This window comes from Enterococcus malodoratus, from assembly GCF_027659535.1.
GTDB lineage: Bacteria > Bacillota > Bacilli > Lactobacillales > Enterococcaceae > Enterococcus_A > Enterococcus_A malodoratus.
Genome location: NZ_JAQDPG010000005.1, coordinates 290,952 through 314,672 on the forward strand (window position 1 = coordinate 290,952; position 23,721 = coordinate 314,672).

General features: G+C 37.2%; 23 protein-coding genes and 1 other annotated feature. Of the genes, 15 read left to right on the top strand and 8 right to left on the bottom strand.

What is annotated here, in order from left to right:
• The first annotated feature begins 608 nt into the window (after nucleotides 1-608).
• The 6 genes from rpmH (at nucleotide 609) to mnmG (ending at nucleotide 6,452) form a co-directional block, all read left to right on the top strand.
• Entirely contained in the window at nucleotides 609-743 is a 135-nt protein-coding gene (rpmH, locus tag PGP85_RS10595) for a 50S ribosomal protein L34 (protein ID WP_010742554.1), read from the top strand.
• Between the two features lie 137 nt (nucleotides 744-880).
• Nucleotides 881-1,216 (top strand): ribonuclease P protein component, encoded by a 336-nt coding sequence (gene rnpA / locus PGP85_RS10600; RefSeq protein WP_010742553.1) that lies wholly within the window; start codon nucleotides 881-883, stop codon nucleotides 1,214-1,216.
• A gap of 17 nt (nucleotides 1,217-1,233) precedes the next feature.
• The gene (locus PGP85_RS10605; protein WP_270327418.1) at nucleotides 1,234-2,055 is read left to right on the top strand and encodes a YidC/Oxa1 family membrane protein insertase; all 822 of its coding nucleotides are present in this window, start codon (nucleotides 1,234-1,236) and stop codon (nucleotides 2,053-2,055) included.
• Nucleotides 2,056-2,174: 119 nt separating this feature from the next.
• Nucleotides 2,175-2,921: an RNA-binding cell elongation regulator Jag/EloR gene (gene jag, locus PGP85_RS10610; protein WP_010742551.1), complete on the top strand. Its 747-nt coding sequence runs from the start codon at nucleotides 2,175-2,177 to the stop codon at nucleotides 2,919-2,921.
• A 216-nt stretch (nucleotides 2,922-3,137) separates the two neighbouring features.
• The gene (gene mnmE, locus PGP85_RS10615) at nucleotides 3,138-4,535 is read left to right on the top strand and encodes a tRNA uridine-5-carboxymethylaminomethyl(34) synthesis GTPase MnmE (RefSeq protein WP_010742550.1); all 1,398 of its coding nucleotides are present in this window, start codon (nucleotides 3,138-3,140) and stop codon (nucleotides 4,533-4,535) included.
• A 15-nt stretch (nucleotides 4,536-4,550) separates the two neighbouring features.
• The gene (gene mnmG / locus PGP85_RS10620; RefSeq protein ID WP_010742549.1) at nucleotides 4,551-6,452 is read left to right on the top strand and encodes a tRNA uridine-5-carboxymethylaminomethyl(34) synthesis enzyme MnmG; all 1,902 of its coding nucleotides are present in this window, start codon (nucleotides 4,551-4,553) and stop codon (nucleotides 6,450-6,452) included.
• 62 nt (nucleotides 6,453-6,514) lie between these two features.
• On the opposite strand, the gene aroD is transcribed toward mnmG, so the two are convergent.
• From aroD to PGP85_RS10635, 3 genes are all read right to left on the bottom strand, one after another.
• On the bottom strand, nucleotides 6,515-7,267 hold the full coding sequence (aroD, locus tag PGP85_RS10625; protein ID WP_090404018.1) for a type I 3-dehydroquinate dehydratase: 753 nt from the start codon (nucleotides 7,265-7,267) through the stop codon (nucleotides 6,515-6,517).
• 15 nt (nucleotides 7,268-7,282) lie between these two features.
• The gene (locus PGP85_RS10630) at nucleotides 7,283-8,161 is read right to left on the bottom strand and encodes a shikimate dehydrogenase (RefSeq protein WP_090404016.1); all 879 of its coding nucleotides are present in this window, start codon (nucleotides 8,159-8,161) and stop codon (nucleotides 7,283-7,285) included.
• Nucleotides 8,162-8,333: 172 nt separating this feature from the next.
• Nucleotides 8,334-9,542: an MFS transporter gene (locus PGP85_RS10635; protein ID WP_010742546.1), complete on the bottom strand. Its 1,209-nt coding sequence runs from the start codon at nucleotides 9,540-9,542 to the stop codon at nucleotides 8,334-8,336.
• Between the two features lie 158 nt (nucleotides 9,543-9,700).
• On the opposite strand from PGP85_RS10635, the gene PGP85_RS10640 reads away from it, so the two are divergent.
• From PGP85_RS10640 to PGP85_RS10670, 7 genes are all read left to right on the top strand, one after another.
• The gene (locus tag PGP85_RS10640) at nucleotides 9,701-10,591 is read left to right on the top strand and encodes a LysR substrate-binding domain-containing protein (protein ID WP_034708747.1); all 891 of its coding nucleotides are present in this window, start codon (nucleotides 9,701-9,703) and stop codon (nucleotides 10,589-10,591) included.
• A 119-nt stretch (nucleotides 10,592-10,710) separates the two neighbouring features.
• Nucleotides 10,711-11,424, top strand: a complete 714-nt coding sequence (rsmG, locus tag PGP85_RS10645) for a 16S rRNA (guanine(527)-N(7))-methyltransferase RsmG (RefSeq protein ID WP_010742544.1) — start codon at nucleotides 10,711-10,713, stop codon at nucleotides 11,422-11,424.
• A 69-nt stretch (nucleotides 11,425-11,493) separates the two neighbouring features.
• Nucleotides 11,494-12,261, top strand: a complete 768-nt coding sequence (locus tag PGP85_RS10650) for a ParA family protein (RefSeq protein WP_010742543.1) — start codon at nucleotides 11,494-11,496, stop codon at nucleotides 12,259-12,261.
• Entirely contained in the window at nucleotides 12,248-13,138 is an 891-nt protein-coding gene (locus PGP85_RS10655; RefSeq protein WP_270327420.1) for a ParB/RepB/Spo0J family partition protein, read from the top strand. Before PGP85_RS10650 ends, PGP85_RS10655 begins: the two co-directional genes overlap by 14 nt.
• Nucleotides 13,139-13,196: 58 nt before the next feature.
• The gene (locus PGP85_RS10660) at nucleotides 13,197-13,391 is read left to right on the top strand and encodes a DUF951 domain-containing protein (protein ID WP_010742541.1); all 195 of its coding nucleotides are present in this window, start codon (nucleotides 13,197-13,199) and stop codon (nucleotides 13,389-13,391) included.
• A 33-nt stretch (nucleotides 13,392-13,424) separates the two neighbouring features.
• A complete protein-coding gene (gene ychF, locus PGP85_RS10665) occupies nucleotides 13,425-14,525 on the top strand; it encodes a redox-regulated ATPase YchF (RefSeq protein WP_010742540.1) in 1,101 nt (366 codons plus the stop codon).
• A 13-nt stretch (nucleotides 14,526-14,538) separates the two neighbouring features.
• The gene (locus PGP85_RS10670) at nucleotides 14,539-15,243 is read left to right on the top strand and encodes a DUF1129 domain-containing protein (protein WP_010742539.1); all 705 of its coding nucleotides are present in this window, start codon (nucleotides 14,539-14,541) and stop codon (nucleotides 15,241-15,243) included.
• Between the two features lie 109 nt (nucleotides 15,244-15,352).
• Here the strand turns inward: PGP85_RS10670 and PGP85_RS10675 are convergent, their stop codons facing one another.
• Both PGP85_RS10675 and PGP85_RS10680 read right to left on the bottom strand, forming a co-directional pair.
• Nucleotides 15,353-16,060, bottom strand: coding sequence for a DUF4811 domain-containing protein (locus PGP85_RS10675; protein ID WP_010742538.1), 708 nt, complete (start codon nucleotides 16,058-16,060; stop codon nucleotides 15,353-15,355).
• Nucleotides 16,057-17,523 (bottom strand): MDR family MFS transporter, encoded by a 1,467-nt coding sequence (locus tag PGP85_RS10680; protein ID WP_010742537.1) that lies wholly within the window; start codon nucleotides 17,521-17,523, stop codon nucleotides 16,057-16,059. Before PGP85_RS10680 ends, PGP85_RS10675 begins: the two co-directional genes overlap by 4 nt.
• 143 nt (nucleotides 17,524-17,666) lie before the next feature.
• Here PGP85_RS10680 and PGP85_RS10685 point away from each other — a divergent pair, with 143 nt between their 5' ends.
• Entirely contained in the window at nucleotides 17,667-18,149 is a 483-nt protein-coding gene (locus PGP85_RS10685; RefSeq protein WP_010742536.1) for a MerR family transcriptional regulator, read from the top strand.
• A gap of 95 nt (nucleotides 18,150-18,244) precedes the next feature.
• Nucleotides 18,245-19,729, top strand: coding sequence for an IMP dehydrogenase (gene guaB, locus PGP85_RS10690; protein WP_270327423.1), 1,485 nt, complete (start codon nucleotides 18,245-18,247; stop codon nucleotides 19,727-19,729).
• 81 nt (nucleotides 19,730-19,810) lie between these two features.
• Here the strand turns inward: guaB and serS are convergent, their stop codons facing one another.
• The 3 genes from serS to PGP85_RS10705 form a co-directional block, all read right to left on the bottom strand.
• Nucleotides 19,811-21,091 (bottom strand): serine--tRNA ligase, encoded by a 1,281-nt coding sequence (gene serS, locus PGP85_RS10695; protein ID WP_090404002.1) that lies wholly within the window; start codon nucleotides 21,089-21,091, stop codon nucleotides 19,811-19,813.
• Nucleotides 21,092-21,135: 44 nt separating this feature from the next.
• Nucleotides 21,136-21,343: a binding site (T-box leader), on the bottom strand.
• 31 nt (nucleotides 21,344-21,374) lie between these two features.
• The gene (locus PGP85_RS10700; RefSeq protein ID WP_010742533.1) at nucleotides 21,375-22,556 is read right to left on the bottom strand and encodes a sensor histidine kinase; all 1,182 of its coding nucleotides are present in this window, start codon (nucleotides 22,554-22,556) and stop codon (nucleotides 21,375-21,377) included.
• Nucleotides 22,546-23,235: a response regulator transcription factor gene (locus PGP85_RS10705; RefSeq protein WP_010742532.1), complete on the bottom strand. Its 690-nt coding sequence runs from the start codon at nucleotides 23,233-23,235 to the stop codon at nucleotides 22,546-22,548. The genes PGP85_RS10700 and PGP85_RS10705 overlap by 11 nt, the downstream gene beginning before the upstream one ends.
• Nucleotides 23,236-23,721: the final 486 nt, after the last annotated feature.

A 23,721-nucleotide genomic window follows, 5' to 3' on the forward strand; every position in this document is an offset into this window, starting at 1 on the left:
TAGAGCAACTTTTTCTTTTCCACAAAATGAATAAAAATACAAAAAGGTTATTCACTACTTTGCAAAAAATATATACACAAGCTGTTTAAAACAGTAAAAAATTATCATTTTCCACTGTTTATTCCACAAAAAGTAAAAGAAAGAGGAGGTGATATCTAAACCATAGAAGAGCTTATCCACAAAACTTATCCACCTTGTGCATAAGTTATTAAAACTAAAAAGATTTGGGGAAAAGTCATTTAGAAAATTTACAGTAATTTTTTTTCAAGAAAATCTTTTGCACAGAAAAGAATGGATTATCCCCAGAAATTGTGGATAATTTTTTTAGGATAAAAAGAGAGATATTTGTTTAAGATCAGCTTTTTAATTGCGTGGAAAACTACGAAGTTTAACGAACTTATGAAGTAGTAGTTTGATAATTATATTAGTTCCTTATTTTGAAATACCTGAATTGATTTATCTTATTAAACTACAATGAATGCTAATCATAGACCAACGGATAATAAGCTAGAAAAGCCTTTTTCTATTTCATGATTGACAAAATGGGTTAAGTGTCGTTATAATATTCGGGTATGTCTATGTAAAGTTAGCTATGGAGGTGTATTTAAATGAAAAGAACTTATCAACCAAATAAACGTAAACGTCAAAAAGTTCATGGTTTCCGTAAACGAATGAGCACTAAAAACGGTCGTCGTGTATTAGCAAGTCGTCGTCGTAAGGGAAGAAAAGTAATTGCTGCTTAAGCCACTGCCGGTCAGTGGTTTTTTTTGTACTCAAAATGTGATTCTTAAGGAATTTTTCTGTTAAATAAGGATGATTCCTTAATTTGAAGTATGGTATTATTGTCAGGTATAGATTTAAAAGAAACGAAGGAAGCTAGATGAAAAAAAAATATCGGGTCAAAAAAGAACGTGAATTTCAAAAAGTATTTCAAGAGGGTGCTTCTTTTGCGAATCGAAAATTCGTAGTTTATCGTCTAGAGCCTTCTGGTCAAAAACATTTTCGAGTAGGTCTGTCCGTTGGAAAAAAAGTCGGGAATGCTGTAACGCGAAATCAAGTGAAACGTCACATTAGAGCAGTCTTGCAAGAATTGAAAGATGAATTACCACCAATAGACTTTATTGTTATTGCTCGACCAACCACGAAAGATTTACCACATGATGAAATGCGTTCAAATCTTATACATGTTTTGAAATTAGCAAAAATATTAAGTTAGGAAGGAATCAGATTTAGGTGAAGAAATATAAAAAAATATTATTAATGACAGGATTGCTGAGTTTAGTCTTCTTGTTATCTGCTTGTGGAACTGGAGAAGTCAGTTCACAAAGTAGTGGTATGTGGGATCGCTACGTGGTCTATTACTTTGGTCAAGCGATTAAAGGACTTTCTTTTGGTAATGTAGGTATCGGTATCATTTTATTCACAATAGTCATTCGAATTATTTTGTTACCATTGATGCATTATCAAACGAAGAGCATGCGAAAAACGCAAGACTTGCAACCTAAAATAAAAGCGTTGCAAGAGAAGTACAGCTCTCGTGACCAAGAAACGCAACAGAAATTACAATCAGAAACAAAAAAGCTTTACGCAGAAAATAATGTGAGCCCTTACTCAGGATGCTTGCCAATGTTAGTTCAAATGCCGGTTATGATGGCTTTGTATCAAGCAATTTTACGAATTCCTGAATTGCGATCAGGACATTTTATGTGGTTGAACTTGAGTCAATCGGATCCATACTTTATTTTACCGATTCTTGCAGCTATTTTTACTTTTGCAAGTAGTTATCTATCAAGTATGAGTCAAATTGAGTCTAATGCATCATTAAAAATTATGAACTTTGCCATGCCAGTAATGATTTTTGTGATGGCATTAAATTTGGCGAGTGGGCTATCATTATATTGGGTGATTTCAAATGCTTTCCAAGTACTTCAAACATTATTGATTAATAACCCATTCAAAATTCGTCGTGAAAGAGAAGAAGTGGCGCGTCAGATACGAGAAAGAGAACGGGCACTTGAAAAGGCCAAACGACCTAAGAAAAAACGCAAAAAATAGGTTTTTAGATTGTCTTTCATTACTTTTTACCGTCTAATTAAGGGTATACGGTATTTGAATCCACTTAAATTTTTATGAGATAAATTAATACATTACTTAAAAATAAGGAGGTTAAAAAAATGCCTGTTTATGAAGGACCAACAATTGATGAAGCAATTGCGCAAGGCTTGCATGCTTTAGGATTAGAGAAAGAAGCCGTTGATATTGAAATTTTAACGGATGCAAAAAAAGGTTTTCTCGGAATGGGGAAGAAGAACGCTCGTGTCTCTATCGAACCCGTTACTATTGAAGAACCTGCAGATACTACTGAACTAGCAGAAGAACATTCGTCTAAACAAGTATCTAAAGTGCAGGAACCTAGGGAATCAGTTCAATTGACCAGTCACTTAGTTGAATTGGATGAAGAGGAAGCAGTCAAAGAATTGGCTATTTACTTGACTAACATTACTAATGATATGGGTGTGCCAGCGTTAGTGAAGATTCAACATGAGTCTAACGGTATGATTGTTATGAATTTAGAGACTGGAAAACAAGGAATGTTGATTGGGAAACATGGTAAGATATTGAATGCCCTTCAATATTTGGCTCAAGTTTTCTTACACCGTGTTGCAAAAGAAAAGCTATCTGTGGTTGTGAATGTTGGTAATTATCGCCAAAAACGTGAAGAAGTATTGACGCGCTTAGCTCAACGAACTGCGGAAAAAGTCAAAGAAACGGGACGACCAGTCTTTTTGGAACCAATGCCCGCGTTTGAGCGTAAAATGATTCATTCTGCTTTAAGTAAAGATGGGTATATCAAAACTCATTCTGAAGGTGAGGATCCATATCGCTATCTGGTTGTTGAACCGGCAAAAAAATATTTTTAGTGAAAGAGCTGCGCCAAATGATTTGGTGTAGCTTTTTCTTTACTAAAACTTGAGAAATGCAGCTATTTCGAAAAGGAAGCTTGAATTGTCAAAAAAAATATGCTAATCTTACACCAGAATTTTGTAGAAAAAGCAGTCAAAGTGCTCATCTACTCCTTTGTTAAGGGGTGGAGTAGGCACTTTTTTTATGTTTCAAATTAATTAGGAGGAAAAAAATTGGCAGAGATCACCTTAGAATTCGATACGATCGCGGCTATTTCAACTCCACCAGGTGAAGGTGCAATTAGTATTGTGCGTTTGAGTGGGGATCAAGCAGTAGCAATCGCAGACAACGTCTATAAAAGTGGGAAAAAATCTTTAGAGCAGGTTCCCTCGCATACGATTCATTATGGTCATATTATCGATCCCGCTGATCAGCAGATAGTCGACGAAGTGATGGTGAGCGTAATGCGCGCTCCAAAAACTTTCACACGAGAAGATATTGTTGAAATTAATTGTCATGGTGGGATCGTAGTCGTCAATCAATTGCTGCAACTGATTTTACGCTCGGGTGCGCGTTTAGCTGAACCAGGAGAATTCACTAAAAGAGCCTTTCTAAACGGTCGAGTGGATCTTTCTCAAGCAGAAGCAGTAATGGACTTAATTCGTGCTAAAACCGATCGTGCAATGAGTGTTGCGATCAATCAATTAGATGGCAATTTGTCTCACTTAATTCGTCAATTGCGCCAAGAAATTTTAGAAACATTGGCGCAAGTTGAGGTAAACATTGATTATCCAGAATACGATGATGTAGAAGAATTAACTACGCAGTTATTATTAGAGAAAGCTCAGCAAGTTGGACAACAAATCAAAGCCTTATTACTGAATGCAAAACAAGGGAAGATTCTACGTGAAGGCTTAAGCACAGCAATTATTGGTCGACCAAATGTCGGGAAATCCAGCTTATTAAATTATTTGTTGCATGAAGAAAAGGCGATTGTTACAGAGATTGCTGGTACAACACGTGATGTAATAGAAGAGTATGTGAATGTTCGAGGAGTTCCATTAAAATTGATCGATACGGCAGGGATTAGAGAGACCAATGATGTGGTGGAACGTATCGGAGTTGAACGCAGCCGAAAAGCTTTGAGTGAAGCAGATTTAATTTTATTAGTGTTAAATCAAAGTGAAGTTTTGACTGTAGAGGACAAAGATCTGTTAAGAGCAACGCAAGGATTAAAACGGATCATTTTATTAAACAAAACGGATTTGCCTAAGTGTTTGTCACAAACCGACCTTTCAACCTATTTAAACGAAGATGAAGTTTTCGCAATCTCCGTTCTAGAAAAAGCCGGGTTAGATCAATTAGAAGAGGCTATTGCAAAATTATTTTTTGGAGGTCAAACGGGTGAAAAAGATGCAACTTATGTATCAAATACCCGTCACATTGCTTTGTTGGAAAAGGCAGAACAGTCATTGAGTGAAGTTAGTAATGGTATTTCGGCGGGGATGCCAGTTGATCTAGTTCAAATTGACATGACTCGTTGTTGGGATTATTTAGGTGAGATTGTCGGGGACAGCGTACAAGATGAATTGATCACACAATTATTCAGCCAATTTTGTTTAGGGAAGTAAAGAAGGAGCAACGATATGGAATATAAAGCAGGAAATTATGATGTGATTGTCGTAGGTGCTGGACATGCTGGATCTGAAGCTGCCTTAGCAGCCGCACGTATGTCTCAAAAGACTTTATTGATGACAATTAATTTAGATATGGTGGCTTTCATGCCGTGTAATCCGTCTATCGGAGGTCCAGCCAAAGGTGTTGTTGTGCGGGAAATTGATGCACTTGGCGGCGAGATGGGACGTAATATTGATAAGACGTATATACAGATGCGTATGTTAAATACTGGTAAAGGTCCTGCAGTTCGAGCATTACGTGCACAAGCAGACAAACATGCTTACGCTGAAGAAATGAAGCATACGATAGAAAAAGAAAAAAATTTGACCTTGAAACAAGGTGTGGTTGATCGTTTAGTTGTTGAAGATGGGCTTTGTAAAGGTGTAGTTACTTCAACAGGTGCAGTTTATTCTGCCAAAGCCGTGATTATTACAGCGGGTACGGCATTACGTGGTGAGATCATCATTGGTGATTTAAAATACTCATCCGGTCCCAACAACTCGCAACCATCGATTAAATTGGCAGACCACTTACAAGAATTGGGCTTAGAGATCCATCGTTTTAAAACTGGAACACCTCCGCGAGTTAAATCCGGTTCGATTGATTACAGTAAGACTGAGATTCAACCTGGTGATGAAAAGCCTAATCATTTTAGTTATCAGACATCAGACAGTCAATATTTACAAGATCAAATTCCGTGTTGGTTGACATATACGAATTTGAAAAGTCATGAAATCATTCAAAATAATCTTCACCGTGCACCAATGTTTACAGGAATTGTTGATGGAGTTGGGGCACGCTACTGCCCATCAATTGAAGATAAGATCGTTCGTTTTGCCGATAAAGAACGTCATCAATTGTTTTTAGAACCAGAAGGACGTCATACGGAAGAAGTTTATGTGCAAGGATTGTCAACTTCACTGCCAGAGGATGTTCAGAATGAGGTTCTGCATTCCATCGAGGGTTTAGAAAATGCTGAAATGATGCGAACGGGTTATGCGATTGAATATGATATGGTGGCACCACATCAACTACGCCCGACATTAGAAACAAAAGTAATCGAAAATCTTTATACGGCTGGGCAAACCAATGGTACCAGTGGTTATGAAGAAGCGGCTGGTCAAGGATTAATGGCCGGTATTAATGCAGCATTGAAAATACAAGGCAGAGCTCCCTTCATAATGAAACGCAGCGATGGGTATATAGGTGTCATGATTGATGATTTGGTTACTAAAGGAACTAACGAACCTTATCGTCTTCTAACCTCTCGGGCGGAATATCGTTTAATATTACGTCATGATAATGCAGATTTACGTTTGACAGAACAGGGGTACGAGATTGGCTTAGTATCGGAAGATAACTATCAAATGTATCTAGTCAAAAAGGGACATATTGAGGCGGAGATGGCTCGCTTACAGTCAATTCGAATAAAACCTCATGAAGATGTGCAAAGCTTCCTACGCACTAAAAACAGTGCTGAATTGAAAGACGGTGTTTTAGCGAGTGATTTCTTAAAGCGCCCAGAAATCTCCTATCAGGAATTATTGCAATTCATTCCTAATAATGATGAATTAACGGAAAAAGAAATCGAACAAGTCGAGATTCAAATAAAGTATGAGGGCTATATCAAAAAAGCGATGGAAAAGGTTGAAAAATTGAGACGTATGGAAGCAAAAAGAATTCCAGAACGAATTAATTACGAAGCCATCAATGGTCTAGCTACAGAAGCAAAACAAAAATTACAAAAAATCCAACCTGAAACAATTGCTCAAGCCAGTCGCATCAGCGGCGTCAATCCAGCGGACATCAGTATTCTAATGGTTTACGTGGAACAAGGGAAGATTGCGAAGGTAGATAGTGGAACGGCTTAATTAAGCCGTTTTTTTGAACGGGTAAAAATACTGACATGAAAAAGAGCGATAATTTATCGCTCTTAAACTTGTAATGTGTTAATCATTTTTCGTAACTCAGCGACAGGTACTTGACCAGGGGCTGAGGCTTTGCTGGCGGCCCCAAAGGTAGCGGCAGAACCAAAGACCTGTCCCGAAACACGACTAATCATTCCGAGAGCGCCCATTGACATAGTGATTAAGGGAACTTCAGCATAATTATTGTACATCTCCTGCGTGGCCTCTAATAAAGTTAATACATCATCAGAGTTTTGCGGCATTACTGCTATCTTACAAATATCAGCACCACTGTTTTGCATGGAACGCAAACGCGTCATGATTTCATTTTTCTCTGGAGTTTTATCGAAATCATGATTGCACATAATAACTTTTATGCCATTTTGATGTGCTAACTCGATTGTTTTAGCAACTTTCTCACTTGCCATAAACAATTCTACATCCAATAGATCTAAGTCTCCCTCAGAAATAATAACTTTATATAGATTAAAGTAGTCATTATCTGAAAGCACACATACACCGCCTTCTTTTTTCGTACGGAAAGTAATTAACAATGGTTTTTCTAAAATAGCTTTTAAGTCATAAGAGAGTCTAGCGACCGCTTGTGGATCTAAAACGTGTTCAAAAAAATCAATTCGCCATTCTACAAGGTCACAGTCTAAAGTATGAATCAATTCTGCTTCCATTAGTAATTCTTCTTTGGTTTGCCCTACCATCGGTACAATGATTTTTGGCATACCTTCACCAATTGTGGTTTTATCAACGGTTACTGTTTTCATTTCATTCTATTCCCCCTAATTTTTGAATAAAAGATTTTTGATGTAGCTGACTGGCATGTCTTCACCGGTGAATAGTTTAAAAGCAGCAGCACCTTGATAAAGCATCATACCAAGTCCATTGATAGCTTTTTTAGCACCGTGTTCTTTGGCAAATTTTAATAGTTTAGTCTCACGTGGGGAGTAAACAACATCGAAAATGACTAAGTCTGGGCGAATAACAGCTGAATCGGTAATTAAACTGATATTTTCTAAGGGTTTCATTCCTACTCCAGTTGCATCAATATAAATACTACTCTCTGCGATAGATTTTTTGAAAGCTTCTTGATCTGCTAAGTCAGAGACAGTCGCTTGACAATCTGTATTCTCATTAATTTTGGTGGCTGTTTCTTTAGCATTTACAAAACTATCATCATCAATATTGAAAATTCTTATTTCCTTCGCACCATCAAATGCAGCTTGAATAGCTATAGCGGTTCCGGCACCCCCAGCCCCCGTTAAAGTAATGATTTGATTTTTTACTTCAACACCTTCGTCTTTCAACGCTTCCATCGCACCTATGCCATCTGTATTGTACCCTACAAGATGACCTTTACCTTCATTATTAGTCACTGTGTTAACTGCACCAATCAAGGTTGCTTCGGGTGATACCTCATCTAAATAAGGAATAATGGCTTGTTTATTCGGCATCGAAACATTGGAACCACGAATTCCTAAAGCACGGATTCCTTGAACAGTATCCTTCAATTCTTCGTTTCCAACCTCAAAAGCTAAGTAAGCGTAATCAAGTCCTAATTTAGCAAAAGCTTCATTATGCATGGTAGGAGACATGCTATGACGAATGGGTGTAGCAATCAAGCTGATTAATAGCGTATGTCCAGTAAGTCTTTCAGTCATGGATAGAATCCTCTTTTCTTTTTTATTTGTTCATCAATTTACAAGCTAAGCGTTTTCTAAATGTGCGTATTATGAAGTAAATCACAATCATCTATATCCATTTTAGAATTTAATTCGATTAAAAACTAATGCTTTTTTTTGATGGAATCAATAAAGCAAATAAATAAAACGACTAGCTTAAGACCAGTCGTTTTACCAATTTATTATATCGATGAACAATGACGAGTGAAGCTGCTAACCCGATAACATTCAAAAGAATAACGAACCAAAAAACATAAGTAATTTTTTGTTCACTGAGTATGCCGGTAATGTAGGGTGTTACCATGATAGAGACGGACGTAGCGAGTGAATAATAGCTAGTACATTTACCTTTATGCTTAGGAAATAATTCCAACATCAAAGCAAGTCCCAATTGCCAAATACCGCCGGCAGCGAAAATACCAATACAAATCGAGGATACAACGACAGTCGCAAAGCTTGGATAGAATAGCATTAACAGCAAAGAGATGCCTGAGACTGAAAGACAAAAACTAATAAATTTAGGAATATTAATCCCCCTTTTTACAATACCGGAGGTAAAGAAAACCGAAATAAAGGATCCTGTACTGTAAAGACTAACAAAGATCAAACTATTTTCATGAGAAACGATTTGCATACTTTCAGCATATTGAGGGATCCATAAAATAAAAATATTGAACAGTGAGACAGAGACAAAAGAAAAAATCAGTAAAGCGATACCGTCGATTTTAAAGTTGCCACGATTTTTCGGTATGTTTTTTGTTACGATTTCAGTGTCTTTTTTTATGATAGTTGTGGATTTTGGAAAACGAGCAAATAGCAAGTAAAACATATTAGCGAATAGACATAATGCACACAGAATAAACGGCCAGCCAAAAAATAAATCATGTTGCAGTAAATAGCGAGTGATAAAGGGGAGTAGAAATTGCCCTAAAGAGATAAAAGCCTTGTTTAATACACTTAAGGAACTATTTACTCGTTCATCTGGATAGGCCTCGACTAAAGTCGGGTAGGTACTGGTATCCAGAAATGCGTTACTAATACCGCCAAACATTGCTAAGAAAAATGCAAGTTGATAATTTGAACTAAAAAGCATTCCACAAAAGAAAATCATATAGGACCCGATAGCGATCAGAACGGTCTTTTTCCGCCCAAATTTATCTGAAAAATAACCAGAAAAGTAGAGACTTAGAATTCTTCCTAATCCGATGGCACTCATAACTAATGTGACTTGGGCAGTGGTGGCTTGCCAATGTATTTTTAAATTTGTCATATTTTGCGATAAAATGATGGCAGCCATTCCTTGAAAAATATAATTAAAATATAGACTGGAAATTAAAAAACGATAATTATCTTTTTTCATAGAATACTCCTTCCATGTGATTTGTTTCACTTGAAGTCATCCACATAATAACGCAAAATTACCATGAAAACTAATGATTTATATCAATATAATTGATAAACTCTATTTATTAAACAGAGGATCACATTTTAATGATTAAGGATAATAGGGGTGAGAAATTGAATTTAAGACAGTTAGAGTTCTTTGTGGTACTGGCTCAAACAGAACACATGACGCAAGCGGCAAAAAAATCTAATACATCACAGCCAAACATTAGTCATGCAATGACGATGTTAGAACAAGAGATCGGAGTAACACTATTTGAAAAAAAGGGACGAAATATCCAACTTACTCGTCATGGGCGAATTTTTTATGAATATATTGCCCCGGCCTTAACTGAGATCGAAAAAGGTCAAAAAAAAATCCAAGAAATGGTTAATCCTGATTCTGGTGAAATTCAGTTTGGCTTCATTTTTACAATGGGAGCAAATCTGGCACCGAAATTGACGCAGTCTTTCCATCAGAATGGAAACCATAAAATAAAATTTGAATTTCAACAAGGAAATTCAAATCAAATCATTCAAATGCTTCTTGCTGATCGCATCGATATAGGAATTTGTTCAAAAGTAAGCAGCGATCCAGAGTTGATTTATCAAATTTTAACACAAGAAGAGATGGTGGTGGTAGTCCCATTAGAGCATCCGTTGGCAAATTATGATAATATTTCATTGGCAAAGACTACCCAGTATCCATATGTATACTATAGTAAGCAAAGTGGTTTACGTCCATATTTGGATCGACAAATTAAGAATTTGAAGTTAGATTTGGATATTATTTGTGAGTTGGAAGAAGATCATAGTATTTTAGGTTTCGTTGGACAAGACTATGGGATTGCTATTATGCCTAATATTCCATCAATCAGCTCTTTTCCTGTAAAAAAACTTACTATTACAGATATCATGGATGACCGTAATATTTATTTAGCAGTAAAGAAAAATAATTTAGAAATTCCAGTCTTGAAAAAATTCTATGATTTTTGCTTAGAAAATACTAATAAAAAATGGGATTAAAGCTTTCTTAATCTCTCCGTGAAACATACGTAACCCATTGCATGTAAAGCAATAATACGTTAAAGTAGAGGATAGTCTGTGAAACATTTTGCTGTTTCACGAAAATGAAAGGATTTCTTATGACACCAGAAGAATTTCAAAAGGAATTAGGCAGGCAAGGGATTAAAATATCGGCACGTCAGATGGATCAATTTGCGACCTATTTTCGCTTATTGGTTGAATGGAACCAAAAGATGAATCTCACTGCCATTACTGAACATGAAGAAGTCTATCTGAAACATTTCTATGATTCGATTACCTTGGCTTTCTCCGATACGTTCAAACCAGAGGGAAAACTATGCGATGTAGGTTCAGGGGCCGGCTTTCCTAGTTTACCATTAAAGATCGTTTTTCCAGAATTAGAGGTTACAATCGTGGATTCATTGAATAAACGAGTTACTTTTTTGACAGTATTAGTAGAAACTTTACAATTAGATGGTGTGCATCTTTATCATGACAGAGCGGAAACTTTTGGGCAAAACCCTAAATTTCGAGAGGCATTTGATTTTGTTACTGCTCGAGCAGTGGCAAGATTGAATGTTTTGACGGAACTTTGTTTACCATTAGTTAAAAGTGATGGCTATTTCTTTGCTCTAAAAGCGGCAAAAAGTGAAGAAGAATTGATTGAAGCAAGACCAGCGATTGCTTTGCTAGGTGGAAAACTGATTGAAGCTGAAGATGTTTCGTTGCCGAATGGCGATACACGTCATATTATTACAGTGCAGAAAAAGAAAGAAACACCAAAAAAGTATCCACGTAAACCAGGGTTGCCTAATAAGCAACCATTAAGGTAATTTATATAGTATTTCGCCTTATTTTCTCGGGGGAAATAAATTTATTAGCATGAACTAGGAGGAAATTAGATGGCACGGATCATATCTGTTGCAAACCAAAAAGGCGGCGTTGGAAAAACAACAACGACTGTCAATTTGGGAGCGTGTTTAGCTTATGACGGTAAGAAAGTCTTATTGATCGATAGCGATGCGCAAGGAAATGCCACAAGTGGCTTAGGTGTGCGTAAACCTGATGTGAAACAAGATATTTATGATGTTTTAGTCAATGAGGTTCCCATCAAAGAGACGATCATCAAGACATCTCGGGAAAATTTATCGATTGTTCCTGCCACATTACAATTGGCTGGTGCAGAGATAGAGTTGACTTCTATGATGGCCAGGGAATCACGGTTGAAGAGTGCGTTGGCAGAAGTAAGCGATGACTATGATTTTATTTTGGTTGATTGTCCGCCATCATTGGGACATTTAACAATTAATGCCTTTACGGCGAGCGATGCGATTTTGATTCCAGTTCAATGTGAGTACTATGCATTGGAAGGATTAAGTCAACTTTTAAACACGGTTCGTTTGGTTCAAAAACATTTCAACCCTGGTTTAGAAATCGAGGGAGTACTATTAACGATGTACGATGCTCGTACAAATCTAGGTGCAGAAGTGGTGGAAGAGGTCCGTCGTTATTTCCAAGAAAAAGTGTATGATACGATTATTCCGAGAAATGTCCGTTTATCTGAAGCGCCTAGCCATGGCAAGCCGATCATTGATTATGATCCACGCTCAAAAGGTGCGGAGGTCTATCAAGCTCTAGCAAAGGAAGTGTTAGTTCGTGAGCAAAAATAAAGGATTAGGCCGCGGAATCGATGCTTTGTTTCAAGATCTTTCTGAGATTGAAGAAGTCGATATGAAAAATGATCAAGTGGTCGAGATTCCCTTAAGTGATTTGCGTCCCAACCCTTATCAACCGAGAAAATCATTTGATGAGACGACTTTACAGGAATTGGCTAATTCGATTGAACAATCGGGTGTTTTTCAACCAATTATTGTTAGAAAATCAGCTGTAAAAGGCTATGAACTGATTGCTGGTGAACGCCGATTCCGCGCTTCCAAATTGGCAGGTAAGGAAACGATTCCTGCAATCATTCGTGAGTTTGATGAGGAAGCCATGATGCAGATTGCAGTATTGGAAAATTTACAGCGTGAAGATCTGAATGCCTTGGAAGAAGCCGAAGCCTATGAGATGTTGATGAAAAACTTGAAACTAACACAAGCTGATGTGGCGAACCGTTTAGGAAAAAGTCGTCCCTACATTGCCAATTATTTACGTTTATTAACTTTGCCCAAATTGGTGAAGGAAATGGTGCAAGATGAACGTTTGTCTATGGGGCAGGCTCGAACTTTGTTAGGTTTGAAGAAGAAAGATCAAATCTTAAAGTTAGCAAATCGTGCAGTAAAAGAAAATTTAACGGTCCGTCAATTGGAACAGATCGTTAATGAACATAATGAAGGTAAAGCCAAGGACAAGAAAAAAGGTCCACGCTTATCTAAAGAAAAACCCTATTATTTACGAGAGAGCGAAGATCGCTTAATGGATAAATTTGGAACTGGAGTCGAGATCGTTGAAAAAGACGGTAAAGGTAAAATTTCAATTGAATATTTATCACCATCAGATCTAACCCGTATTTTAGATATTTTGAATATTCATTTTGATGAATCATAGACAGGGGTATACTCCAAAAAAATAATGGGTATCATAATACGAACGAGGGGGTTACCAGATGTATGATTTGGGAGATATCGTTGAGATGAAGAAACCGCATGCTTGCCAGACAAATCGCTGGGAAATCATTCGTATGGGTGCGGATATTAAGATCAAGTGTGTCAATTGCGGGCATATTGTCATGATGACACGTCGTGATTTTGAAAAGAAAATGAAAAAAATCCTTGAGAAGAAAACTGATTCGACTCAATAATAATTCCTTAGTAGAGAAAGAGTGAAGTAAATCATGGCCTTAACAGCCGGAATCGTGGGTTTGCCAAACGTTGGTAAATCTACTTTATTTAATGCAATTACTAAAGCAGGCGCAGAAGCTGCCAACTATCCATTTGCTACGATTGATCCAAATGTCGGAATGGTGGAAGTACCGGATTGGCGTTTAGAACGCCTAACTGAATTAGTACATCCGAAAAAGACTGTACCAACGACTTTTGAGTTCACTGATATTGCGGGAATCGTAAAAGGAGCCAGTAAAGGTGAAGGCTTAGGAAACCAATTTTTAAGCCATATTCGTCAAGTTGATGCTATCTGTCATGTGGTACGTTGTTTTGATAATGAAAATATAACACACGTGGAAGGACGTGTTGATCCGTTAGAAGATATTGAAACGATCAACTTAGAATTGGTTTTAGCTGACCTAGATTCTGTTAACAAGCGTTACACTCGTGTGGCTAAAGTAGCAAAAACGAAAGAAAAAAATGCAGTAATAGAATTGGCCGTATTAGACAAGCTAAAACCAGTTTTAGAGGAAGGGCAATCTGCTCGAACGATCGAGTTTACTGAAGAAGAACAAAAAATTGTTAAAGGACTCTTCTTATTAACAAGTAAACCGGTGCTTTATGTAGCGAATGTTGATGAAGATACGGTTGCTGATCCAGATGGTAATGAATATGTTCAAACCGTTCGCAATTTTGCGGCAAGCGAACATTCTGAAGTGATTGTGGTTTGTGCTGAAGCAGAAGAAGAAATCGCTGAGCTAGAAGATGAAGATAAAACCGAATTTTTAGAAGCGATGGGAATTGAAGAATCAGGGCTCGATCAATTAATTCGTACGGCTTACGATTTATTAGGTTTAGCAACTTATTTTACTGCAGGAGAACAAGAGGTCCGTGCTTGGACTTTCCAAAAAGGGATAAAGGCACCACAAGCTGCTGGGATCATCCATACCGACTTTGAACGAGGTTTCATTCGTGCAGAAACAGTATCTTTTGAAGATTTGAATAAGTATGGCAATATGCACGCGGCAAAGGATGCTGGGCGTGTCAGATTAGAAGGAAAAGATTATGTTGTGCAAGATGGCGATGTAATGCTATTCCGTTTCAACGTTTAGGAGGAAAGAAACAATGGAACCAGAAAAGTTACGAACGTTGCAAGCAGAAAATGGTCAACTTGAAGAGAAGTTGACTAAGCGTAACGAGCAATATATTTTTGACTTGAAAAAAGCCTTAAAGGCAGCAAATTTAACGGATGAACAGACGATCTTAGCCTTAAACGAGATGCTTCCAAGCTTAGTCGAGGAACAAAAATCGGGCAAAACGGCAAGACAATTGTTCGGTACTGTATCGGAGCGATTAGAAGCAATCGTTAATAAGCCTGCTGAACAGAAAAAATCTACTACTGCATCGTTGATGTGGTTAGATAATTTTTTGTTGTTATTCGGGCTATTAGGACTTGTATCTGGGGTCATGGGATTGTTTGTTTCACGTGGAACACAGACTGTAACTTACGGAATCACCGCGCTAATCGTCGCTTCAGCAGTTGGTGGTTTAGTATTTTATATGATGTATTTATTTGTTTACCAGTATGAACAACCAGGAGCAGATAAATCTAAGAAACCTAAAACATGGAAGACGATCCTTATGCTAGTTTCTGTCACGCTTGTCTGGTTCTTAGTCTTCAATGGGGCGGCCTTATTACCGCCAACATTGAACCCTATCCTTGATCCAATAGTATTGGTTGTATTATCCGGGCTTGCCTTAGCGTTACGTTACTATTTGAAAAAACGTTTTGGTATTATTAGTAGTTTAGCAACTGCTCCGCGTAGATAAAAAGAAAGAAGGTTCGTTACTTGGGCGTTCCTTCTTTTTTTAGTAAAAAAAATAATATATATAAAAGGAGACAATGCCTAAGTTTTAAAGGGCATTGTTTCCTTTTTTTTTATTTTATTGCTTCAGCTATCAATTTTTGCATGGCTTGTTGCTGATAGTCTGCTGTTGCTTGTTGAATAATCTTTTGTTGTGCTGATTGATCCATAGTCGGATCTTGCATCATGGCAGCTGCGACCTTCTCTTGAACGAAAGTTTTTGCTCTGGCCTCCATAGAAGTTTTATTTTTTTGAACTAATTTTGCTAATTTTTTTGCTTGATTGGTACTGAGAATTGTCCAATTCTTTTGAACATCAAAGGTATTTTTTTCTTTGATTAATTGATGATTTTTACTGGAAAGTCCAAACCAGAATTTTACGGTGTTGTTTTGGTAGACCCAGTAAGTTTTATCTGTTCGCAATTGGGTTTTTCTTTGATTCTTTTTTACGACGTTGCTGACATGATCTGTTCCTGTTGTTTTAGGTTTTTTCTGAGATTCATTTGTCTTATACAAATATACTTTCTCGGTGCCATTTCCAAGGGGCTGATAAAGTAGCATATTTATGCCTTTACTATCGGCTGTTGAAGTTAATGTTTGAGTAGTTGTTTCAGTGACCTTTTTCATACCGTAATGATAATGATCATTAGCGGTGATTAATCCTAGGCTTACTAAGAATATCGCAGCAAAAACAACTGAAAGAATCGTTTGCCAAGTTTTTTTCGCGAAAATGTTTGATGAAGCAAAGGCTAGTACACTGATAATCGTTATAGCAAAGATCATTTTACAACGCCTCCTTCAGCTTTTCTATTGTTTTTCATGAAGAAAGTGATAATAAATCCGACTAAACCAAAAGCAACTGCGACGTAAAATGCAGCATGATAACCAGATAAAGTAGCGCTGATAGCTTGATTTTTATAAGTTAAAGGCAATGTTTTCAATAAGCTTGCTTTTGGTAAGTTATCCTTTGTTACATTCGTTAAAATACTAATAAGAACAGCTGTTCCGATTGAACTAGCGACTTGACGGAAAGTGTTATTTACAGCCGTTCCGTGGCTAATTAAGTTCATAGGTAAAGCGTTCATCCCTGAAGTTGTTACTGGCATCATGACCATGGAGATACCGAACATCCGTAAAGCATACAAAATCACGATCATTCCAATTGGTGTTTCTTGTGTTAGGAATGCGAAAGGTAGGGTAGCGGCTGTGAGTATTAACATACCGCCGATAGCCAAACGTTTTGCTCCATGTTTGTCAAATATTGCCCCAGTAATAGGCATCATTAATCCCATTATTAATGCACCCGGTAATAGCATCAAACCAGAATGGAAGGCAGATTCACCCCGAATATTTTGAATATATAAAGGAAGAACCATTTCGGCACCAACCATCGCCATATTTACTACACCACTTAAAATTGCAGCAATTGTAAAGGTTGGTGACTTAAATACACGTAGTTCTAAGAAAGGGTGTTCCAAATGCAGTTGGCGCCATACGAATAGACCAATAACTATCACACCGACGACTAAGAAACTAATTACTTTTGCACTACCCCAGCCATCATTACCAACAGATGAGAAACCATATAGCAAACTACCAAAACCAATAGTTGAAAGTAGTGCAGATAAAACATCAATACTTGGATTAGACAACTGAATAACACTCTTCATTAGAAAGATTGCTAATACTATGACCAATACAACAATAGGAATCACCATTCCGAAAAGGTCTCTCCATGTATAATGGTCGATGATCCAACCAGAAAGGGTAGGTCCTAAAGCTGGTGCAAGTCCAATAACGATACCGGCCATACCCATTGCTGCTCCTCGTCGTTCTGGTGGAAAGATTGATAGCATGATGTTTTGCAGTAGAGGCATTGAAATACCGACTCCTGCAGCTTGAATCAAGCGTCCGATTAGTAACGTAGAAAAATTTGGTGCGGCAAAACAAGTAATTGTACCGATCAAGAAGATGGTCATTGCGGTTAAATAAAGCCTCTTCGAACTAAATTTATTGATAAGCCAAGCACTGATCGGAATCATGATTCCGTTCACTAGCAAGAAGCCAGTTGTTAGCCATTGAACACTAGAAGCAGATATATTAAAAGCCTTCATTAGTGCAGGAAAAGCTGTTGTTAATAAAGTTTGGTTTAACACCGTACAAAATGTTCCTATTAATAGTACAACGACTAATAAGGAACGATTGTAGGGTTTTCCATAAATATCGATCGTTTGATTATTACTCACGATCTAACGCCTTCTCTCTTTTGGAAATTTTCAGAAACAATGAATGTCCGTTAGTTACTCTACTGCTATTCGATTTTTTTGTCAACTTACTTGACACTAGTGTTATCAAAAGTATAATCATTAGGTGAAGAGAGGGATGCGTTGTGAAGAATGATACGGTAAAACAGCTCCTAGAAAGTGATGACTTATTAGTAGGTATAAGTGAATTAAGTAAAGTAACTGGCGTTTCACCACGGCAAATTCGTTATTGGGAACAAAAAGGTTATATTGAATCAACGGGTGAAAAAAATGGTAATCGAAAATTTAAATTACCAATGGTAATCAAAGTGGAAATCATCAAGCATTTTCTAGATGAAGGTTATACGTTAACAGCCGCAGTTGAAAAAGCACAAAAACGTCAAAAAAATATTCATCAAGCTAAATTACTATTAAGGGGTATAGTTAAGGAGATTCAACAAATCGATGATCAATATACGGTAATCCATTTGGATGATTTCTCAAATAAGGATGGTTTCTATTTAATTCGTGATAACAAGACCAATCAAACAACCTATCAAATTATTGAAGAAAAAACTGAGATAACGATAGATTTGATCGGAAAATGGTTCGAAATTTCAGAAAAATAAAGGTTAGATGAGGATTTCAGCACAAGATGTTGACTTCACTCGTTCATTCTGTTAGTTTTTTTATTAAAAATAATTCTGGGGAGTGGTTACGAACAATGTCTAATTGGGAAACGAAATTTGCAAAAAAAGGTCTGACATTTGATGATGTTTTGTTGATTCCGGCGGAGAGTCATGTACTGCCAAACGAAGTGGATATGAGTGTACAACTGGCAAAAAATATCAAATTAAATATTCCTTTGATGAGTGCGAGTATGGATACGGTAACAGATAGTAAAATGGCAATCGCAATGGCCCGACAAGGTGGTCTTGGAGTTATTCACAAAAATATGAGTGTTGCTGCCCAAGCAGATGAGGTTCGTAAAGTAAAACGATCAGAGAGTGGCGTAATCATTGATCCGTTTTTCTTGACACCAGAACACAAAGTACAAGACGCTGAAGATTTAATGAGTCGTTACCGGATTAGTGGGGTTCCGATCGTAGAAACTTTGGAGAATCGCAAACTTGTTGGTATCATTACCAACCGAGATATGCGGTTTGTGACAAATTACGATATTCCAATTCACGAAGTTATGACCAAAGAAGGTTTAGTGACTGCTCCGATAGGTACGAAGTTGCAGGATGCAGAAAAAACATTGCAAAAGCATAAAATTGAAAAATTGCCTATCGTAGATGAAGAAGGCCGCTTAAGTGGATTGATTACAATTAAAGATATTGAAAAGGTTATCGAGTTTCCAAATGCGGCTAAAGATGAACATGGTCGATTATTAGTTGCCGCGGCAGTAGGTGTTACTAGTGATACTTTTGAGCGATCAGAAGCTCTACTAAAAGCAGGAGCCGATGCCATCATAATTGATACTGCCCATGGACACAGTGCGGGTGTTTTACGTAAAATCCGTGAAATCCGGGAAACATTCCCCGAAGCCACTTTAATTGCTGGAAATATTGCAACGGCTGAAGGAGCAAAGGCTTTATATGATGCTGGCGTGGATGTTGTAAAAGTTGGTATTGGACCAGGTTCAATTTGTACTACGCGAGTTGTTGCTGGTGTTGGAGTTCCACAATTAACTGCCATTTATGATGCAGCTTCTGTTGCACGTCAATATGGCAAGTCAATTATTGCTGACGGAGGGATCAAGTATTCTGGAGATATAGTAAAAGCGTTGGCGGCGGGTGGACATGCAGTTATGTTGGGCTCAATGTTAGCGGGAACCGATGAATCTCCGGGTGAATTTGAAATCTACCAAGGTCGCCGCTTCAAGACTTATCGTGGGATGGGCTCATTAGGCGCAATGGAAAAAGGTTCAAGTGATCGTTATTTCCAAAGTGGTGTCAATGAGGCGAATAAATTAGTTCCAGAAGGTATTGAAGGGCGAGTTGCTTACAAAGGAACTGCAGCGGATATTATTTTCCAAATGATTGGCGGCTTAAAAGCTGGGATGGGTTATGTTGGAGCTGGTAATTTGGAACATCTGCGGGAAAACGCACAGTTTGTTCAAATGAGTGGTAATGGTTTAAAAGAATCTCACCCTCATGATGTTCAAATTACTAAAGAGGCACCTAATTACTCAGTAGAACAATAAGGAAGACTAGTTCAAATAGATTTTCTTTTTCATAAAAAACAGCGACCTCGCTTTTGCGAGGTCGCTGTTTTTTATGAAAGGCTATTTTTCTTTTTTGATGGTTTTTACATTGCCCATATAAGGAACTAACACATCTGGAATTGTTATTGAGCCATCTTCATTTTGGTAGTTTTCCAAGATCGCGGTTACTGTTCGTCCAACGGCCAAACCAGAGCCATTTAGTGTATGAGTATATTGAACTTTTCCCTCATTATCACGGTAACGAATCATCGCCCGACGCGCTTGGAAATCTTCGCAGTTTGAACAAGAGCTGATTTCTCTATAAGTGTTTTGAGCAGGTACCCACACTTCAATATCATAGGTTTTAGCAGCTGAGAAGCCCATGTCGCCAGTACATAAAGTAATGACACGGTATGGTAAATTTAGTTTTTGTAAAAGAATCTCCGCATTTTGTGTCATTTTTTCTAATTCGTCGTATGAAGAATCTCTATCACTAAATTTTACCATCTCAACTTTATGGAATTGATGTAAACGAATCAAGCCTCGGGTATCACGGCCAGCACTACCAGCTTCAGAACGGAAAGAAGGAGATAGGGCTGTAAAATAGATCGGTAAATCTTTGCCATCTAAAATTTCATCTGCATAATAATTCGTCAATGGCACTTCGGCAGTTGGGATCAGCGTCAGATCACGATCCTCAATTTGGAAGACATCCTCTTTAAATTTAGGAAATTGTCCTGTACCAAACATTGATTTACTATTTACCAAGTATGGTGTAATCATTTCAGTATAACCTTGTTCGTAGACATGTTCATCTAGCATGAAGTTATAAACAGCACGTTCCAAACGAGCACCTAACCCTTTGTAATAAACAAAACGGCTTCCAGAAACTTTAGCACCACGTTCAAAATCGAGAATGTCTAGATTTTCGGCAACCTCCCAATGTGGTTTTGGTTCAAAAGCAAATTGTTGTGGCTCGCTCCAACGGCGGACCTCAACATTATCTTCCTCATCATCACCAATCGGCACAGAATCGTGTGGCAGGTTTGGCAAAGTCGTTGCAATCTCAGTTAATTGTGCATCAATTTCAGTTACTTGAGTGTCGAATCCTTTAATTTTTACTCCGACTTCTTTCATTTCAGCAATTTTATCAACTGCGTCATTTTTTTCACGTTTCAATTTTGCAATTTCGTTTGAAACCTCATTGCGATATTTTTTTAATTCTTCTGTCTTGACCAGTAATTGCCGGCGTTGTTCATCTAAGTCTAGAAAACGTTCTAAAACTTCTTTTTTTACACCGCGTGTCGCTAATTTTTCGTTTACCTCAGCAAAGTTATTGCGAATCATTTTTACATCTAACATTGTTTCTCCTCCTTCAAAATAAAAAAATACCGTTTCATCCCTTAAACAGGGACGAAACGGTATTGAATTTCGCGGTACCACCCAAATTCAGCCTAAGCTGCACTTGATTAACGGTTATCGACGTCACCCGGTTTTTCTTTCAAAAAACGCAGATTATGAAACTGGATTCCCTAAGTTGTTTTGTTGATTTTCACCAGACATCAACTCTCTAAAAAAACAAACCTACGTACTTGGTTTCCTGCATATCTTATTGAGACAAGTATAAGCAAACAAAAATTTAAAGTCAATGATTATCTGGAGATGACTTCACTTGATTCATATAAAGCGGCAAATGAATAATGAAGGAAGTCCATTCATCAGTGGACTGAGCGTAAATGTAGCCACCATGAAGATTGACGATATTTTGTGCAATAGCTAAACCTAATCCAGTTCCACTAATTTCTTGTGATCGGGAGCCATCAACTCGATAAAAACGATCAAATAGCTGGTCTAAAGCTTCTCTAGGTATCGGTGTACCATTGTTTTTTACTGTAACGACGGCTTCATTTTTTGCTTTTTCAATCTCAATCACAATTAGATTGGCTTCAGAACCATATTTTAATGCATTGGTTATTAGGTTGTTAAAGACTCGTACAAGTTTTTCTGTGTCGCCATCCATTACCAATTGATTTTCATTCGTATTAACTTGAATATGAATATTTTTTTTCTTTGCTTCCAATTCAAAATCAGCTGCCAATTGTTCTAATAACTGCACCATATCGAAGGAACCATTATTTAGAGGAACTGAAGGTTGCCGAACTTTAGAGTATTCAAATAAATCTTCTACTAAGGATTTCATTTGTTTAGCTTTTTTATAGGCAATACTTGTATATTTAAGAATCTCATCGTCACTTTGATACTGCTTATCCTCAATTAAACCGAGGTAGCCAATAATTGAAGTTAATGGTGTGCGAATATCGTGACTAACATTCGTAATCAATTCATCTTTAGATTTTTCAATTTCTCGTTCATCTTCAATAGCAGCTACGGTACTATCTACTAGTCCATTGATACTGTCGACAACTTTGCTAAGGTCTCCTCTTAACTCGAAAGGGATTCGATAATCATAATTCCCGTTAGCAATATAATGTAATTCATTGATGATGTGGCGTAGTTGCATTTGCCTGTATCGTCGAATCAAACGCCAAAAAACGACGAGTACATCAATAACCAGAAAGAGAGGAATAACAAAGTTTCGCCCACTCCAGAAAATGTCGCTGCCAAGGTTATTGGCAAAAATGTCTTTTGAACGATAAATGGCATCGGTTAAATCAGGCGAGTTATTGAGCATTTGAGTAAAAAGAACCATAATTGCTACATTTAATAGAAGCAATAAAATGACGGTAACGATTCCCTCAGCGATTAATTCACTCACTTCCTTAGAAGTGAGTGTGATACGCCTTTTCTTTTCCGAATTATTTTGCATCTATTTTATAACCTACACCCCAAACTGTTTGGATCACTTTTTCACCATCGGTCGCTTCTTCGATCTTATCACGTAAATGGCTGACATGAACCATAACCGTTTTTGCTGAGACAATACTTTCTTGTTTCCATACACGTTCAAAAATTTCGTCCGCGCTAAAAACACGATTTGGATGACTTGCTAGTAAATATAGAATACCGAATTCTAAAGCAGTTAATTGAATTTCTTTTCCATCAACTGTCTTCACCTCATGTGAATCTTTATTGATTATCAATGACTGTATTTCAAGTATATCGGGTTGGTCTTCAGCAACATGCATCTTTGTACGACGCAATAAAGATTTAACCCTTGCCATTACTTCCAAAGGGTTAAACGGTTTTGTTACATAGTCATCAGCACCAGCAACTAACCCTTTAATTTTATCCATATCAGTTGTCTTAGCTGTTAACATAATGATAGGGATTTGTGATTCTTTCCTTAATTCCTTTACAACTTGCATACCATCCATTACTGGCATCATAATATCTAATAGAAGTAAATCAATGTCATTCGTAGTTCGAAGTTTGCTCAGTGCTTCCTTCCCATCATATGCTTTTACGACTTCATAGCCTTCGTTATGCAAATAAATACTTAATAGTTCGACAATTTCTTTGTCATCATCTGCAACTAGTACTTTCATTAAATGTTCCTCCGTCCATATAAAAATAAATACATTACTATTTTACCAAAGAAATCATAGGAAGGCGAAAGGCAACATCATGAGTTAAGGAAAAATCAAAAATAAAATGACGAAAAATAATCCCTGAACAGGATGTAAAACGTGCCTTTAAGAACAAAAAAACGAACAAAAAACCAATATATACATTTATCCATCGCTTTTGAAAAAAAGCAGATAAAATCGCCATATTTTCATTGACCGGACTATATAAAACTGTTATATTATTTTATGTTCTGAAACGATAAAACAATATTTTTGGGACACCTAATTTTGTGTTGACAGATAAGTAATTTTACGTTATTCTATCAAAGTCGCATAAAGCAATGATGACAACTTCTTCGAAAGAACTCCAAAAAAGTTGTTGACATTTACTAGGCAAGCTGTTAAAATATAAAAGTTGCTGAAACAAAGCGACAAACAATGTAGACCTTTGAAAACTGAACGAAT